Raw genomic sequence first — 17,087 nt, 5'->3', positions numbered from 1 at the left:
AATGGTGAAGCAGCATGTCACAAGAGCGGATTGCAAACCTTCTCACATTTCTGCAACAGCAAGAGCTGGATGCGGTACTGATTACTTCCCCCAAGCATGTCTACTATTTGACAGGCTTTTATTCTGATCCGCACGAGCGTTTTATGGGACTGGTCATACCTGCTGTCGGGGAGCCTACCTTGATCGTTCCCGCGCTGGATCGCGATGCCGCCATGAATGCGTCTATCGTCAAACAGATCGTTACCCATACGGATGTGCAAAATCCGTTTGATATTTTGAAGCAGGCACTGCCGGGCGGCGTGAAAAAGCTCGGGCTGGAAAAAGGCCATATGACAGTCGAGCGCTTCGAAGCCTTGAGCGCAGTCGTCGCAGCTTCACAGTATGTGGACGTCGATCGGCCGCTGCGCGAGATGCGCATGATCAAGACGGCGGACGAAATCGCCCGAATCAAGCATGCCATTCGTCTGATTGAGGGTGCGATCAGGGAAACGGTGAAAAAAGTCCAGCCGGGCGTTATGGAAAAAGAGATCGTCGCCGAACTGGAATACCAGATGAAGCGGCTGGGTGCGGAAGGCCCTTCTTTTTCAACCATGGTCCTGTCCGGAGAAAACTCTGCGCTGCCGCACGGACATCCCGGTAGCAGGCAAATTCGCCAAGGAGAACTGCTCCTGTTCGATGCAGGCGTGGAAGCGGACGGCTATGTCTCGGACATTACCCGCACGTTTGCGGTCGGCGAGGTCAACGACAAGTTGCGGGACATCTACGAAACCGTGCTGGCTGCCAACAAGGCGGCTATCGCAGCGGTTCGTCCCGGGGTCTCTTTTGGCCATCTGGACAAGACAGCGCGCGACCTGATTACAGAAAAAGGGTACGGTCCATACTTCATGCATCGGCTTGGACACGGCCTGGGCATGGACGTCCATGAGTACCCTTCGATCCATGGCGAAAACAAGGACGAACTGCGCCCCGGAATGGTTTTCACCATCGAACCGGGCGTTTACGTACCTGGCGTCGCCGGTGTGCGCATTGAAGACAACGTCCTGGTAACCGAGGACGGCGTGGAGGTTCTGACGAGCTTCCCGAAAGAATTGACCGTCATCGGCTAAAGAACCACAATCAGACGAAAAACAATTGCATACATGTGTTTCATGGTGCTGTATGGACGCGACATCGTTCAGCAGCTTAAAAGGGAAGTCCGGTGAAAAGCCGGCGCGGTCCCGCCACTGTAAGGAGGAGTACCCTGTTGCAAACCACTGTTCCGTCGCAAGAAGGAATGGGAAGGGAGCAGGGTGCGAGGAATCCGAGCCAGGAGACCTGCCATGAAGCCTTTGCACAATCAACCCACGAGGATGGGGTGGTGTAGAAAGCTGACCGTCGTGTACCAGGAAATGCCTGTCCTGGCCTGGCTGTATGTACGCATAGACACCTTCCCGTTCGTCAACGGGAAGGTGTTTTTTGTTTGGCAGAAAGGGAGGTGATGCAAAAACAGGACGTGAAACGGGGCTGTATGCCCAACAGGCTACATAGCATGGGGAGGAGATTCATTCGTGAAGATGTTTATAAACATACAACGTACAAAAAATGCTTTCTTGTTGCTGGGAACGATCGCTTTCGCATTGACGCTTGCAGCATGTTCGAAAGAGGTGCAGCCGCAGCCGTCGCAGCCAGCCGCGGGCGAACCGGTGACGATTGAGACGAACGGAATGACGATTGCCTATCCACAGGCTCCGCAGCGAGCGGTAACCTTGAACCAGCACGTGACAGAGGTGATGCTCGCGCTCGGGCTGGAAGACAAGATGGTCGGTACGGCCTACCTCGACGACGCGATCTTGCCGCAATGGGAGGAAGCCTACGCGAAGATCCCGGTGCTCTCCGACAAATATCCGAACAAGGAAGTGCTGATGGCAGCGGAACCGGATTTTGTCTACGCAGGGTGGAAAAGCGGCTTTGGCGACCAGGGGGTAGGGACGATGGAGGAACTGGAGCAAATGGGGATCAAGCCGTATTTGCACATGTCCTCCAACATGACCGGACCGACGATGGACGATGTGTTTGCCGACATCCGAAACATCGGACGCATCTTCCGTATTGACGACAGGGCGGAGGAGTTGATCGCCCAGATGAAAGCAGAAATGGACGATACAGTCAGCAAAATCGAATCGGTGGACAAGCCGCTTACTGTTTTTGTCTACGACAGCGGGGAAGACAAGCCGAAGACAGCAGCAAGCAACAACTACATGACGCACCTGATCGAGCTGGCGGGAGGCAAAAACATCTTTGACGACATCGAGAAGGGATGGCCGGCGGTAAGCTGGGAGGAAGTCGTCGATCGCAAGCCGGATGTAATCGTCGTCGTCGATTACGGGAATACGAGCGTGGAACAAAAGCGCGAGTTTCTGCTTGCCAAAAGAGAGCTGGCCGAGGTTCCGGCAATCGCCAATCAACGGCTGATCGTACTGCCTTTGTCTGCCGCTGCTGAAGGGGTCCGCGCTCCGATCGCGCTGAAAATGCTGGCGGAAGGATTTTATCCGGAACGATTCCAGCAGTAGGAAGCGACAGGGATGGGAGTGGAGAAATGAATCTGCGTCGAATCAAGATGTCTTGGTTGCTGCTCGTACTGCTCGCATCTCTTCTCGTGTCCGTCACCATGGCGGTTACGCTCGGGTCGGTCAAGGTAGAAGCGGCGACCGTTTGGAAAATTGCCTTGTCAAAAGTGCCGCTTGTCGGCAATCAGATCCCGGTAGATTGGACGAGTGCGCAGCAGACGATCATCTGGGACATCCGTTTTCCCCGCGTGCTGCTGGGGGCGATCGTCGGAGCGAGCCTCTCGATTGTCGGAGTGGCCATCCAGGCGCTGGTCCGCAACTCGCTGGCAGATCCGTATATTCTCGGAGTTTCCTCGGGGGCCTCGGTAGGTGCAACACTCGTTATTTTATTCGGAGCATTCCAATGGTTTGGCCAGCTCGCCTTGTCACTGGGCGCGTTTGGAGGAGCGCTGCTGTCGATCCTGCTCGTCTTTTTTCTGTCTAGGCTGGGCGGGCACAACTCGACGACCCGCCTGCTGATGTCGGGAATCGCGATTTCTGCCATTTTGTCTGCGATCACCAGTCTGATCATCTTTTCGGCACCGAATGAGCAGGGCATACGCTCCGTGCTGTTTTGGATGAGCGGCAGCCTGGCGGGTGCAAAATGGGACTACCTGTTGATCCCGGCTGTTGTCTTGCTGCTCGCTTTTGCCGTTCTGACGGCACTGCACCGTTCGCTCAACGCAATGCTGATGGGCGAAGAAGCAGCGCGTACGCTCGGGGTAAACACGGCACATTTTCACAAGCTGTTGTTCGTGCTTACCGCCTTGCTTACCGGAGTGATCGTGGCGATTAGCGGTTCGATCGGCTTTGTCGGGTTGATGCTGCCCCATATTGTGCGGGTGATCGTCGGTTCCGATCACAAGCGCGTGTTGCCCGTCAGTGCGCTGTTGGGAGCCATTTTTCTCATCTGGGCCGATGTGTTTGCGCGACTGGCGTTTGCCCCGGAAGAATTTCCGATCGGCATCATTACGGCATTGTGTGGCGGTCCGTTTTTCATCTGGCTGATGCTGCGCAGTTCCTATTCGTTTGGAGGGAGTGGACGATGAACGATGTTGCGGTACGGGCAGAGCGGGTATCCCTCTCCTTGGACAAAAAGAAAATTTTGCATCAGATTGATCTGGAGCTTGGGGCAGGCGAAATCGTCGGACTGCTCGGTCCCAACGGCAGCGGCAAATCGACCCTGTTAAAAAGCATCTATCGGGTGATGAAGCCGGATGCCGGATGGATTTACCTGGAAGGGGAAGACGTCTACGGACTTTCCGCCAAGGAATGTGCACAACGCATGGCAGTCGTCAGGCAGGAATCATCAGTGGACTTTGATTTTCGCGTGGATGAAGTGGTCTGGATGGGCCGCTCTCCGCACAAGAAGCTGTTTGAGCCCGACGGAGCAGAAGACCGCCACATTTGTGAGGAGGCGCTGCGTCAGGTCGGTATGCTGGACTATGCCAAACGCAGCTTTTTTACACTCTCAGGAGGAGAAAAGCAGCGGGTGATGATCGCCAGGGCGTTGGCCCAGCAAGCAAAGGTACTGGTGCTGGATGAGCCGACCAACCATCTCGATGTGCGCTACCAACTGCAAATCATGGATTTGGTGCAAGAACTGGGCATTCCGACGCTCGCCGCCCTGCACGACCTGAATATTGCCGCCGCGTATTGCGACAGACTCCTGTTTTTGCACGAGGGAGAAATTGTCGCCTCCGGTGCGCCGGAGCAAATCCTCACCCCTGCCCTGATCCGGGACGTATTCGGGGTGGAGGCGGAGGTCACGACCCATCCGGTCACCGGCAAAAAGCATGTCTACTTCTTTTCGGGAGCGCAGAAAGCGGCAACGACAGGACGAGAGGTGGCAGTTCTCGGATGAGCGTATACAGATGCAACGTATGCAAGTTCCGTTACGACGAGTGGGTGGGCGACACGAAAAACGGCGTGGAGCCCGGTGTTCCCTTTTCCCGTCTGGCAGGATCGGTCTGTTCGAATTGCGGCTTGCAGGGCGGACGGCATGAGGAGCTGGACGAAATCAAGTATGCAGGGTTGGAGGCGACGTATTACGACCAGTTTGCCGGAAAAGCCGGGATCGCCTTTTATCGCGACTGGCTGCTGGGCTTCGGGGACAATATCTCGGTGCTGGAGCTGGGGGTCGGAACAGGCAGGATCGCCGTCGAGCTGGCGCGAAACGGGATTGCCGTCGTCGGGGTGGACTGGAGCACGGACATGCTTCGGTTGGCCGAGAAAAAGAAGCGCCATGTGCTAAAGGAACGCGAGCATTTGCTGGAGCTTGTGGAGGGCAACGCCAGGGAGCTGGACCTGGACTGGACATTCACGCACGTCCTGCTGCCAGAAGGAATTTTTCAACAAGCCGTATCGCGTCGTGCGCAGCGGCAGTTTTTGCGGACAGTCCGTGCCCATCTGCGAGAGGAGGGGATCGTCGCCATCGACATTCTATTGCCGCCGATGCACGACTCCTGGAGCGTTCTGCGCCGAAAGCATGTTTTTCCGGATCGGATGGTGTACCAGCGGGTAGAAGGGGAGACGTCGCTTGTGCGGCAAGCATTTCGCTACATACTGACCTACGAGACCTTTCTCGATCAGGTTGAACAGCCGCGCTATCGGGTCGAGCGGGAAATGGCCCTGCTGTTGCCGGGGGAGCTTTGTTTGCTGCTGGAAGCAGAGGGGTTCGAGGTGCTTGAACTCCACGAGAAGCATCAGACCGAGAGCGCAGGAAAAGCGGTCGAAGGCTTCGCTATGGATCGCTGGCAGCATGGCGGGTACCCTTTTGCATCCGTCGGCAATTCTGACTGCGCCGCTTCCCGTTACACGATCACCGCAAAAAAAGTTCGCTATCTGTTGTAACAAATCGAGGGCTGCTGCATCTAACAGGTAGCATGCAAGCAAAGGAGGAGCGCCCTTGGATAAACTAAAGCCGACACATGACGAGGCGTTTGAGCAAATCATGCGCAGCTACGGGACTCGTGTGCTTCGGCTTGTCATTTTTTTGGTCAAAGATCGCAGTCTGGCTGAGGATATTACACAGGACGTCTTCGTCAAAGTATACCGGAATCTGCCTCGCTTTCGCGGCGACAGCAATATTCAGACGTGGCTGTACCGGATCGTCGTAAACGAATGTAAAGGATATTGGCGCTCCTGGTCGTTTCGCAACATTTTGCCGCAGTCCTGGATCAAAGGCGGCGCGGAGCACTCGACCGAAAGCGCCGTGCTGGAGCAGGCCGATCGCGACCAGTTGGTGCAGCAGGTAATGCTTCTGCCGAAGTTGTATCGCCAGGTGATCGCGCTGCATTACTACGCCGATTTGTCGATCGCAGAAATAGCGGAAATTCTCGGCGCTTCAGAAGGAACCGTACGCACCCGGCTGTACCGGGCCAGACAGCAGTTGAAGCAGCAGATGGCGGGAGAGGAGGAGTGGGAATGGACGAGAACAAATGGTTGAGCCAACTGCGGGAACGAGCGGACCAGAGCATGTTCAAGGATGTGCACTTTACACCTGGAATGCAGCAGGGGGTGCGGGAAAAAGTCAGCAAGCGTGCGAGCAGTGAAAGATATGGTACGGCGAAGTACGCGGTCGGGATTTGCGGCATGGCGCTGCTCGTACTGCTGATGTGGCAGGTGTGGCCGCAGAAAATCGGGCTTGAGCATGCGAGCACGTCCTCTACTCCTCCGCCTCTTCGCACCGTCGAGACGTGGGAGCCGTCTCCTGCCGTGACCGAAACGTACGATGGCATGACGTATACGTACATTGGCGAAAGGCCGGTTCGGGTCATTACTGATGAGACGAACATCTACGAGGCGCAGCAGCAAAAGTGGATGTGGCTGCTTAACGGGGAGGTTCCCGCAGAAGTGGAGATTTTCGCCTACCGAAGCGATGGCAAGCAGGTCAATCTGGGAACGTATGCTACAGGCGGAGAGCTGTACGATGCCGATCATCATTTTCCATCGGGAATCGTTTTGCCGGAACCGGGAATCTGGAAGCTGCATGTGCAGGCAGGGGGCAGCGTGCTCGGCGGAGTGTTTGTCGAGGTAAAGGAGGGCGTCTCCCCAAGCAATCGTTCGTGGGTGGAGTCGCTCATTACCCGGTACTTGCAGCAGGAACAGGAGCAACTGAAGTGGCTGGGAGCAGACAGGGAAGTGACGCTCGACCTGTTCTACGTAGAAGCGCCCAGCGCAGATCGGCGACGTGCCTATGCCGAGGTCCTGATCGTCAGCGGGGAGAACGGAGCGGGTGTGAGTGCGCCGATGGCTTTTGATATTTTGTACGTGGGCAATGACTACAGGGTGACAGACTTTGAAATGCCGGAGGACGGAAACCGCTACATGAGCAGTCTCGAACGCATCTTTCCGGAGCGTGCGCGCGAGCTGCTGCGCAACCGAGAATAAGCTGCAAGCAAAAAACGGATTTCTCCGCGTGTATGGGAGAAGTCCGTTTTGTGTTCGCGACAGATAGTGCCGTTTTTATCCGTAAAATTGCGAGGCGATGGCGTAGTACGTTTGATTGCGCTCCGGCATCCGGCTGGCGCGGGCGACCATCACCGGCGGCTGATTCGATTTGACAAATCCGCAGCTCTCCAAAAGGTCGAGGAAGGCAAACTGTCCGTTTGGCACATCGATTCGCAGCTGTCCCGCATGCTCTTTGGCAAGACTGCTGACGATCCGGACAGCGAGGTTGTGATCGGCGGCTACGATCGGCCCCGTAACCAGATTGGCAGGGGTCTGGACGGCGAAGCCATACCCTTTGAGCGAACCGGATGCGTCCCTGGCGACGAGGCATGTTTTCGCCTGCATCATTCGTTGGCGCAAGAAGGCTTCCCGGACTGTGCCCACAGCCTGCGCGTCGAGCTGTACGACCTCGTGCAGATCATCTGCACGCATCGCTTCGATGGATACACCGTCAGCCGCTTCCAAAGACGGGCAGGTGAATGTCTCGCAGATGTATTTGTGAATCGTATCGACTGCGCGAAAGCCGAGCTTTTCATATAACGGACGTCCCATTTCCGTGGCGATCAGCATGATCGGCGCAGGCGGCGGGACCTGTTCCATGCAGATGTGCATCAGCGAGCGGCCCAGTCCTCTGCCGTGAAACGCTGGATCGACAATGACCATTCCGATCACGGAGATCCCGCCTTCGTACCGGATGACTCCGGCGCATGAAAGCAATCGACCGTGCTCATCCTTGTGTCCGAATACAGGACCAAGGGCGAGGATAGTGTGTACTTCGGCCTCGGAATAATCCCATTGGACGGCGCGGGACAGTTGGATCAGGCCGGGAATATCGTCGGCAGACAAGCGCTCAAGAACAGGTTCGAACAAGGCAGCGGCCTCCTTTGGCGAAAAAATCATGTTTACCTAACTGTACTACAGACTGAAAAATCAGACGAGCCTCAAGCAAATATAACAGAAGCACCCAGCGTTGGCTTATTGCTCCGGCATCCCGCGTTTGCTATAATTGTCGTTAGTGTATTTTTTGCGCAGCGCAATCTGGGAAGGATGACTGGATTCGCGTGGGAGGGAACGAACAACACATGGATCGCCGTGAAAGACAGAAAAGAATACGAAATTTTTCCATCATCGCCCACATCGACCACGGAAAATCAACACTGGCCGACCGGATTTTGGAGTTGACCGGTGCGTTGACTGCGCGTGAGATGGAAGCCCAGTTTCTGGACACGATGGAGCTGGAAAAAGAACGCGGCATTACGATCAAGCTGAATGCCGTGCGTTTGAACTATAAAGCGGATAACGGGGAAGAGTACATTCTGCATTTGATCGACACCCCCGGACACGTAGACTTCACCTATGAGGTGTCGCGCAGTCTCGCTGCCTGCGAAGGGGCGATTCTGGTCGTCGACGCCGCACAGGGGATCGAAGCGCAGACGTTGGCCAACGTCTATTTGGCGCTGGACAACAACCTGGAAATCATCCCGGTCATCAACAAGATCGATCTGCCCAGCGCCGAACCGGAGCGCGTCAAGCAAGAGGTAGAGGACGTCATCGGGCTGGATGCCAGTGATGCGTGCCTGACCTCGGCGAAAGCGGGGATCGGGATCAAGGACGTGCTCGAAGCTGTCGTAAGCAAGGTGCCCGCGCCTGAGGGCGACCCGGATGCACCGCTGCAAGCATTGATTTTCGACTCGTACTTTGACGCCTATCGCGGCGTGATCGCCTCTGTGCGAATCGTCAACGGCACCTTGAAAAAAGGTATGAAGATCAAGATGATGGCGACAGGCAAGTCGTTCGAGGTGACGGAGATCGGCACCTCCACGCCGCGTCAGACGCCTGTCGAGGAATTGACAGTCGGCGACGTAGGATATGTGGCTGCTTCGATCAAGACTGTCGGCGACACGCGCGTCGGGGATACGATCACCGATGCCAACCGTCCGGCAGCCGAGCCGCTGCCCGGCTACCGCAAGATCAACCCGATGGTCTTCTGCGGTCTGTATCCGATTGAAACAAACGAGTACAACGACCTGCGGGAAGCGCTGGAAAAGCTGCAGCTCAACGACGCCTCCCTGCAATTCGAGCCGGAGACCTCGCAAGCGCTTGGCTTTGGCTTCCGTTGCGGTTTCCTCGGCCTGTTGCACATGGAGATTATCCAGGAGCGGATCGAGCGGGAGTTTAACATCAATCTGATCACGACAGCGCCGAGCGTTATTTACCGGATCACCAAGACGAACGGGGAAGTGATCGAGATCGACAACCCGTCGAAAATGCCGGATGCGCAAAAGATCGAGATGATTGAAGAGCCGTACGTGACAGCGACGATCATGGTGCCGAAGGAGTACGTCGGCGACGTGATGCAGTTGTGCCAAGGCAAGCGCGGCGAGTTCCTCGACATGCAGTACATGGGAGAAAACCGCGTACAGCTCAAATACGACATGCCGCTTTCGGAAATCGTATACGACTTCTTCGACCTGCTGAAATCGGGAACGAGAGGGTACGCTTCCTTTGACTACGAGCTCGGCGGCTACAAACCGTCCAAGCTGGTGAAAATGGACATCTTGCTCAACGGCGAGATGGTCGACGCGCTCTCGTTTATCGTGCACAAGGATACGGCGTACGCGCGTGGAAAAGTCATTTGCGAGAAGCTCAAAGAGCTGATTCCGCGCCAGCAATTCGAGGTGCCGATCCAGGCGGCGATCGGACACAAGGTAGTCGCCCGCGAAACGATCAGCGCCCTGCGCAAAAACGTCCTGGCCAAGTGTTACGGCGGGGACATTTCGCGGAAACGCAAACTTTTGGAGAAGCAAAAAGAAGGGAAGAAGCGCATGAAGTCGGTCGGCTCCGTCGAGGTTCCACAAGAAGCCTTTATGGCCGTACTGCGCATGGATGACAAAAAGTAGGCCTGACCACTGCGTCAGGTCTTTTCCATTCTACGATTCTAAAAAAAGGAGGGGGAAGAAGATGGCGCATTCCGTGTATATCCACATTCCATTTTGCACGAATAAATGCTACTACTGTGACTTCAACTCGTTTGTCACCAACAATCCGCAACTGATCTGGGACTATCTGGAGGCGCTCAGGCGAGAAATGGAGCTCACCTTCCGCGAAAAGCCGGTCGAGCAGGTCAAGACGGTTTTCGTCGGCGGCGGGACACCGACATTTCTCGATCACGAGCAGATGAAGCAATTTCTGTCGACGGTACAGACCTATCTCGGACCATACCTTGCAGACGACGTGGAATATACGATGGAGGCCAATCCGGGGACGACCGACGTGGACAAATTGCGCCTGATGCGCGAGCTCGGGGTAAACCGTCTCAGCTTCGGAGTGCAATCCTTTGACAACGCCCTGTTGAAGCGGCTCGGCCGGATTCACGACACGGACGACGTCTACCGCAGCATCGACAATGCCCGCAAAGTAGGCTTTGCCAACATCTCCATCGACCTGATGTTCGGGCTGCCGGATCAAAGCGTCGCGATTTTCCGCGAGACGCTGGACAAAGCCTTTGCGCTCGGCACGACCCATTTTTCCGCCTACAGTCTGAAAGTCGAGGAAAACACGCTGTTCCACACCTTGTATCAAAAGGACCAGTTGCCGCTGCCTTCGGAGGAAGCAGAGCTGGAAATGTACCTGGTGCTGATTGACGAGATGGAAAAACACGGCTACGCCCAGTACGAGATCAGCAATTTCGCCAAGCCTGGATTTGCCAGCAGGCATAATAAAACGTACTGGCTCAACGAAGACTATTATGGATTGGGTGCGGGTGCTCACGGGTATATTGACGGCTTTCGACACGTCAACGCCGGACCGTTGGCCATCTACCTGCAAAAATGCAAGGAAGGGCTTCCGCGCGTAGAGCAGTTTGAAGTGCCGCGCGAGGATGCGATGGAGGAGCAGATGATCCTGGGCCTGCGGCTGCGCGAAGGCGTCGATCTGGACCGGTTTGCGGCGCGCTTTGGCATCTCGGCATATGATGTCTTTGGCACGATCATCGAGGAGGAGACGGAAAAGGGACTGCTGGTAAGGGACGGCGCTCATCTGCGTTTGACTCGAAACGGGATGCTGCTCGGCAACGAGGTGTTTGCTCGTTTTTTGCGCTGATTTGCCAGATCTTGTAGGAGGAATTGCCCGAAGTCCGTTGACAAATCCTGCTTCTATTGATAATTTAGTAAGTAGATTTAGCACTCAAAGAGTATGAGTGCTAACAATGGGGAGGTTGAAGTGAGATGTTATCAGAACGTCAACGACTGATTTTGAACGCTATCGTCGATAATTACATTCATTCAGCCGAACCAGTAGGGTCTCGTACGATCTCCAAACGGGAGGACATCGGTTTTTCGTCGGCTACGATCCGCAATGAGATGTCTGACCTGGAGGAGCTGGGGTATCTGGAGCAGCCTCATACGTCAGCCGGTCGCGTACCGTCTACGAAAGGGTATCGCTTTTATGTGGATAACCTGATCCAGCCACAGTATTTGGATGAAAAGGATTTGCTCAAACTCAAACAGTTGTTTGCCGAACGGATTCTGCACGCCGAGCAAGTGGTGGAACTGACGGCGCAAATCCTGACGCAACTGACGAATTATACGGCAATCGTGCTGGGGCCGGAAATTTTCGAGCACCGCTTGAAAAATATACAGATCGTTCCGCTCAATGAGCGACAGGCAGTGGCTATCGTGGTCACGCATACGGGTCGCGTAGAGAACAAACTGATCGACCTGCCGGAGGGTATCGGAGCGAGTGAGATTGAAAGGTTTGTCAATCTGCTCAACCATCGCCTGACGGATGTGCCGCTGTGGCAATTGCGTCAACGTCTGTATCAGGAAATCGCAGGCGAGCTGCGCCGGCATACCGAACAGTACGAAGAGATGCTGGCGGTCATCGATCAGTCCCTCGTGCAGGAAGAGACGGACCGCGTCTGTCTGCGCGGAGCGACCAAGATTTTGAACCAGCCGGAATTCCGCGATCTGGAAAAGGTGAAAGACATCCTGGAGCTGCTGGAGCAAAACGACCAGTTGCTGCACTTGATGGGCATGCCCGCAAACGGTCTGACGGTGCGGATTGGCCAGGAGAACCAACTGGAAGCGATGAAGCATTGCAGCATTATCACGACCTCGTACTCGCTCGGCGGTAAGCCGGTGGGGATGGTCGGGATTCTCGGTCCGACGCGGATGGAGTACAGCAGAGTGATTGCCGTACTGAACCATCTGGCTGAGGGATTGTCGCAAATGCTGACCTCGCAATTCGAGAAATAATCGGGGTTGAATGATGGAGAGGCTCCCGGCAAACATGCTTGGTAGAGCCGCAGGAGGTATCAGACGTTGAGTGAGGAAAAAGTAACGAAGGAACAAGACGCAGTAGAAGAAACAGTAGAGACGACGGCTGAACAGCAGGATGAGACCGCAGGCCAGGAGCAGGCGGCCGCTGATGTAGACTGGGAACAGGAAGCAGCCAAGTGGAAAGCGCTGGCTGAGGAAAACCAGAACAAAATGCTGCGCGCCATGGCTGATATGGAAAACATCAGAAGGCGCGTGCGCAAGGAGCAGGAGGACCTGGTCAAGTACGCTTCCCAAAAGGTAGTGGAAGAACTGCTCCCGACTCTGGACAACTTCGAGCGCGCCATGGCTGCCGACAAGGAGACGATGACCGTCGAATCGCTGTTGACGGGGGTAAACATGGTGTACCGGCAAATGCTGCAAGTCTTTGAAAAGGAAGGCTTGCAGGTGATCGAGGCGAAAGGGCAGCCTTTTGACCCGAACGTACACCAGGCAGTCATGCAGACGCAAGACCCGGAATTCCCGTCCGGCGTCGTCGTAGAGGAACTGCAAAAAGGCTACCTGTTCAAAGACCGCGTCATTCGTCCGTCGATGGTCAAGGTCAACGAGTAGGCTCTAGTGAAACAGACAAAGAAGCAGAACAGACCTGAAGTGTTAGGAGGACATAGTAAATGAGTCGAGTTATCGGAATTGATTTGGGTACAACGAACTCTTGCGTGGCAGTGATGGAGGGTGGAGAGCCGGTCGTCATCGCCAACGCGGAAGGAAACCGTACCACGCCATCTGTGGTCGCGTTCAAAAACGGCGAGCGCATCGTCGGTGAAGCAGCAAAACGCCAAGCGATTACCAACCCCGACAACACCGTCATCTCCATCAAGCGCTACATGGGGACTACACATAAGGAAACACTGGAAGGAAACGAGTACACACCAGAGCAAATCTCCGCGATGATTCTGCAAAAGCTGAAAGCAGATGCGGAAAGCTACCTGGGCCAGCCCGTAACCCAGGCGGTAATTACGGTTCCTGCGTACTTCAACGACAGTCAGCGCCAGGCGACAAAAGACGCCGGTAAAATCGCCGGTCTGGAAGTATTGCGGATCGTCAACGAGCCGACTGCGGCTGCACTCGCGTACGGCATGGAAAAATCCGAAGACCAGACCGTTCTCGTCTTTGACCTGGGCGGAGGTACGTTTGACGTATCCATCCTGGAGCTGTCCGAAGGTTTCTTTGAAGTAAAAGCGACCTCAGGGGACAACCGTCTGGGCGGGGACGATTTCGACCAAGTGATCATCGATTACCTGGTGAGCGAGTTCAAAAAAGAGCATGGCATCGACCTGTCCAAAGACCGCATGGCTCAACAGCGCCTCAAGGACGCTGCGGAAAAAGCGAAAAAAGACCTCTCCGGCGTGTTGACGACGACCATCTCGCTTCCGTTTATTACAGCAGATGCGACTGGTCCGAAACACTTGGAGCTGAACCTGACTCGCGCCAAATTCGAAGAGCTGTCCGCCAACCTGGTTGAGCGCACGATGGGGCCAACCCGTCAAGCGATGCAGGACGCAGGACTGACTCCAAACGATATCGACCGCGTCATCCTCGTCGGTGGTTCGACGCGTATCCCTGCCGTACAGGAAGCGATCAAGAAATTTATCGGCAAAGAACCGCATAAAGGGGTAAACCCGGACGAAGTAGTTGCCCTCGGTGCAGCCGTTCAAGCCGGTGTATTGACTGGAGACGTAAAAGACGTCGTACTGCTTGACGTAACGCCGCTGTCACTGGGGATCGAGACTCTGGGTGGCGTGTTCACCAAGCTGATCGATCGCAACACGACGATCCCGACCAGCAAATCGCAAGTATTCTCTACTGCGGCAGACAACCAGACATCGGTGGAAATCCACGTTCTGCAAGGCGAACGCCAAATGGCTGCCGACAACAAATCGCTGGGCCGCTTCACGCTGACGGACATTCCGCCAGCACCGCGCGGTATTCCGCAAATCGAGGTTTCCTTCGACATCGACGCGAACGGAATCGTCAATGTGCGCGCCAAAGACCTCGGTACAGGCAAAGAGCAGCGCATCACGATCACGTCCAACTCCGGTTTGAGCGACGAAGAGATCGAGCGCATGGTAAAAGAAGCCGAGCTCAACGCCGAGGCTGACAAAAAGCGCAAGGAAGAAGTAGAAATCCGCAATGAAGCAGACCAGCTCGTCTTCACGACGGAAAAAACATTGAAAGAAGTCGAAGGCAAGGTTGACCAGGCCGAGATCGATCGCGCCAACGAAGCCAAGGACAAAGTGAAAAAAGCGCTGGAAGGCGGCAATATCGAGGAAATCAAGACGGCGAAAGACGAACTGTCGCAAATCATCCAGCAAATTTCCATGAAGCTGTACGAGCAAGCAGCGCAAGCCCAGCAAGCGGCACAGGGCGAGCCGGGCGCAGGCGGCAGCGAGCCGAAGAAAGACAACGTGGTAGACGCCGACTACGAAGTGGTGGACGACAAAAAGTAATCACGTCGCATTTCTTCACAATGTGACCCTTGAAAGTCAAAGTCACGGGATGTGACTTTGACTTTTTTTCAAGTCTGTCACATGCTATGATAACAGTTGACTGTCGTGGGAGTGATATAGGAGATGAAACGCGATTATTATGAAGTGCTAGGGGTGGCCAAGGACGCGAGCGCGGACGAGATCAAAAAGGCGTACCGCAAGCTGGCCCGCCAGTATCACCCAGATGTGAATAAAGCTGCGGATGCAGAAGAAAAATTCAAAGAAGTAAAAGAAGCGTACGACATCTTGTCCGAGCCGCAAAAACGGGCACAGTACGACCGCTTCGGCCATCAGGACCCGAACCAGGGCTTTGGCGGCGGCGGTTTTGACGGCGCTGGCATGGGCGGCTTTGGCGATATTTTTGACATGTTTTTCGGCGGTGGCGGCAGAAGGGCCAATCCGAATGCGCCACGCAAAGGGGCCGATTTGCAGTTTGGCCTGAGCATCGATTTTCTTGACGCCGTGTTTGGCAAGGAGACAGATGTAGAAATCCCGAAAGAGGCGGAGTGCGATACGTGCCACGGCTCCGGGGCAAAGCCTGGATCTGGCGTCGAGACGTGCCGGACATGTAACGGCTCGGGGCAACAAGAGGTCGTCGCCAATACGCCGTTCGGCCGAATTGTGAACCGCCGCGTCTGCCCGACTTGTGAAGGAAAAGGCAAGGTGGTCAAAGAGAAGTGTGGCTCCTGCCGAGGCAGCGGCCGGGTCAAAGTCCGCCGCAAGATCCACCTCAACATTCCGGCAGGCGTCGACGACGGAGCGCAGCTTCGCGTTTCCGGCGAAGGAGAACCAGGCATCAACGGTGGTCCTCCAGGCGACTTGTATGTCGTGTTGCGAGTAAAACAGCACGAGTTTTTCGAGCGGGAAGGAATCGATATTTACTGTGAAGTCCCGCTCACCTATACCCAGGCTGCACTCGGAGATGAAATCGAGGTGCCGACTGTGGATGGCCGCGTCAAGCTGAAGATTCCTGCCGGTACTCAGACGGAGACGTATTTCCGTCTGCGCGGCAAAGGGGTTCCGCATTTGCGCGGAAACGGCAGAGGCGACCAGCACGTAAAAGTGCGGGTCATTACGCCGACGAAATTGAGCGACAGACAAAAAGAACTGCTTCGCGAGCTGGCCGAATTGTCGGGGGAAAAGCCTGGACAGCACGGCAGCGGAGAAGACGAGAGCTTTTTTGAAAAAATGAAACGGGCTTTCCGTGGCGAGTAGCAGCGGGATGCCCTGATTCCATCCGGAAGCAGGATAGGCAGCATACAGGGGGAGTGTAGGTACATGAACTGGTCGGAAATTAGTATCCATACAACTGCAGAAGCGACGGAGGCGGTCTCCAGTCTTTTGTATGAATTGGGTGCAAACGGGGTCGTAATCGAGGACCCCGAGGTGCTGCATCGCCAGTGGGATACACCGTTTGGGGAAATATACCAGCTCTCCCCGGATGATTTTCCCGACGAGGGCGTATTCGTCAAGGCATATCTGCCTGCTGACAGCAGCGAGCTGATCGATGTGGTAGAAGAGCTGAAAGAGCAGCTGGCGGAGTTGACCACATTTGGACTCGACATCGGCAAGGCGACGATCGCTGTCAACGATGTCCGGGAAGACGAGTGGGCCCACGCCTGGAAAAAGTACTACAAGCCGATCCACGTCACCGATCGGATGACGATCAAGCCGGTCTGGGAAGCGTACGAGCTGCGCTCCGAAGACGAGATTATTATCGAGATGGACCCGGGGATGGCATTTGGCACGGGTACTCATCCGACGACGATCCTCTGTCTGCAATCGCTGGAAAAATACCTGCAGCCGGGCGATCGCGTCTACGATGTCGGTACGGGTACGGCGATCTTGAGCATTGCCGCTGTGAAGCTGGGTGCATCGCATGTGCTGGCGATGGATCTGGACGAGGTAGCCGTTCGCTCAGCGCAGGCCAATACGGAGCTGAATGGAGTTGCCGAGCAGATCACAGTGAGGCAGAACAACCTGCTGGACGGCATCGAGGAGCAGGTCGAAGTCGTCGTCGCCAACATCCTCGCCGAAGTGATCCTTCGCTTTACCGACGATGTGTTCCGCGTGCTCAAGCCCGGCGGCGTCTTTATCGCATCCGGCATAATCGAAGCGCGGGCAGAAGACGTGAAGCAGGCGATTGTCGCTTCGGGGATGGAAATCGTGGAGATGATTAGCATCGACGACTGGGTAGCAATTGTCTCGAAAAAAAGATAGAATAGTGA

The 17,087-nt window shown here is 55.4% G+C and carries 15 protein-coding genes and 1 riboswitch; of the genes, 14 read left to right on the top strand and 1 reads right to left on the bottom strand.

Annotated features, from left to right (window positions below):
- Positions 1-14: 14 nt before the first annotated feature.
- The 7 genes from ACAF76_RS13910 to ACAF76_RS13880 all read left to right on the top strand — a co-directional run bounded on the left by ACAF76_RS13910 (position 15) and on the right by ACAF76_RS13880 (position 6,977).
- The gene (locus ACAF76_RS13910; protein ID WP_400164108.1) at positions 15-1,106 is read left to right on the top strand and encodes a M24 family metallopeptidase; all 1,092 of its coding nucleotides are present in this window, start codon (positions 15-17) and stop codon (positions 1,104-1,106) included.
- Between the two features lie 26 nt (positions 1,107-1,132).
- A riboswitch (cobalamin riboswitch) is annotated at positions 1,133-1,336 on the top strand.
- Positions 1,337-1,553: 217 nt separating this feature from the next.
- On the top strand, positions 1,554-2,549 hold the full coding sequence (locus tag ACAF76_RS13905) for an ABC transporter substrate-binding protein (RefSeq protein ID WP_400164186.1): 996 nt from the start codon (positions 1,554-1,556) through the stop codon (positions 2,547-2,549).
- 26 nt (positions 2,550-2,575) lie between these two features.
- On the top strand, positions 2,576-3,634 hold the full coding sequence (locus ACAF76_RS13900) for a FecCD family ABC transporter permease (RefSeq protein WP_400164107.1): 1,059 nt from the start codon (positions 2,576-2,578) through the stop codon (positions 3,632-3,634).
- Positions 3,631-4,449, top strand: coding sequence for a heme ABC transporter ATP-binding protein (locus ACAF76_RS13895; RefSeq protein ID WP_400164106.1), 819 nt, complete (start codon positions 3,631-3,633; stop codon positions 4,447-4,449). The genes ACAF76_RS13900 and ACAF76_RS13895 overlap by 4 nt, the downstream gene beginning before the upstream one ends.
- On the top strand, positions 4,446-5,438 hold the full coding sequence (locus tag ACAF76_RS13890) for a methyltransferase domain-containing protein (RefSeq protein ID WP_400164105.1): 993 nt from the start codon (positions 4,446-4,448) through the stop codon (positions 5,436-5,438). The genes ACAF76_RS13895 and ACAF76_RS13890 overlap by 4 nt, the downstream gene beginning before the upstream one ends.
- A gap of 55 nt (positions 5,439-5,493) precedes the next feature.
- Positions 5,494-6,033: a sigma-70 family RNA polymerase sigma factor gene (locus ACAF76_RS13885; RefSeq protein ID WP_400164104.1), complete on the top strand. Its 540-nt coding sequence runs from the start codon at positions 5,494-5,496 to the stop codon at positions 6,031-6,033.
- Complete coding sequence (locus ACAF76_RS13880; protein WP_400164103.1) at positions 6,012-6,977, top strand: hypothetical protein; 966 nt, start codon at positions 6,012-6,014, stop codon at positions 6,975-6,977. Before ACAF76_RS13885 ends, ACAF76_RS13880 begins: the two co-directional genes overlap by 22 nt.
- 75 nt (positions 6,978-7,052) lie before the next feature.
- Here ACAF76_RS13880 and ACAF76_RS13875 read toward each other — a convergent pair whose 3' ends face one another.
- Positions 7,053-7,907, bottom strand: a complete 855-nt coding sequence (locus ACAF76_RS13875; RefSeq protein ID WP_400164102.1) for a GNAT family N-acetyltransferase — start codon at positions 7,905-7,907, stop codon at positions 7,053-7,055.
- 212 nt (positions 7,908-8,119) lie between these two features.
- Here ACAF76_RS13875 and lepA point away from each other — a divergent pair, with 212 nt between their 5' ends.
- The 7 genes from lepA to prmA all read left to right on the top strand — a co-directional run bounded on the left by lepA (position 8,120) and on the right by prmA (position 17,079).
- Positions 8,120-9,937: a translation elongation factor 4 gene (lepA, locus tag ACAF76_RS13870; RefSeq protein WP_400164101.1), complete on the top strand. Its 1,818-nt coding sequence runs from the start codon at positions 8,120-8,122 to the stop codon at positions 9,935-9,937.
- Between the two features lie 61 nt (positions 9,938-9,998).
- A complete protein-coding gene (hemW, locus tag ACAF76_RS13865; protein WP_400164100.1) occupies positions 9,999-11,138 on the top strand; it encodes a radical SAM family heme chaperone HemW in 1,140 nt (379 codons plus the stop codon).
- Positions 11,139-11,263: 125 nt separating this feature from the next.
- Complete coding sequence (gene hrcA, locus ACAF76_RS13860; protein WP_400164099.1) at positions 11,264-12,292, top strand: heat-inducible transcriptional repressor HrcA; 1,029 nt, start codon at positions 11,264-11,266, stop codon at positions 12,290-12,292.
- Positions 12,293-12,358: 66 nt separating this feature from the next.
- Positions 12,359-12,925 (top strand): nucleotide exchange factor GrpE, encoded by a 567-nt coding sequence (gene grpE, locus ACAF76_RS13855; protein ID WP_400164098.1) that lies wholly within the window; start codon positions 12,359-12,361, stop codon positions 12,923-12,925.
- Between the two features lie 59 nt (positions 12,926-12,984).
- On the top strand, positions 12,985-14,820 hold the full coding sequence (dnaK, locus tag ACAF76_RS13850; RefSeq protein WP_400164097.1) for a molecular chaperone DnaK: 1,836 nt from the start codon (positions 12,985-12,987) through the stop codon (positions 14,818-14,820).
- A gap of 123 nt (positions 14,821-14,943) precedes the next feature.
- Positions 14,944-16,074: a molecular chaperone DnaJ gene (gene dnaJ / locus ACAF76_RS13845; protein WP_400164096.1), complete on the top strand. Its 1,131-nt coding sequence runs from the start codon at positions 14,944-14,946 to the stop codon at positions 16,072-16,074.
- A 63-nt stretch (positions 16,075-16,137) separates the two neighbouring features.
- On the top strand, positions 16,138-17,079 hold the full coding sequence (gene prmA / locus ACAF76_RS13840; RefSeq protein ID WP_400164095.1) for a 50S ribosomal protein L11 methyltransferase: 942 nt from the start codon (positions 16,138-16,140) through the stop codon (positions 17,077-17,079).
- The last annotated feature ends 8 nt before the right edge of the window (positions 17,080-17,087 follow it).

Origin of the sequence: Brevibacillus sp. TJ4, from assembly GCF_044627595.2 — a bacterium.
In the GTDB taxonomy this organism is placed as follows: Bacteria; Bacillota; Bacilli; order Brevibacillales; family Brevibacillaceae; genus Brevibacillus.
Note: the sequence above shows the minus strand (reverse complement) of the source record. Positions and strands in the feature narration are given on the sequence as shown.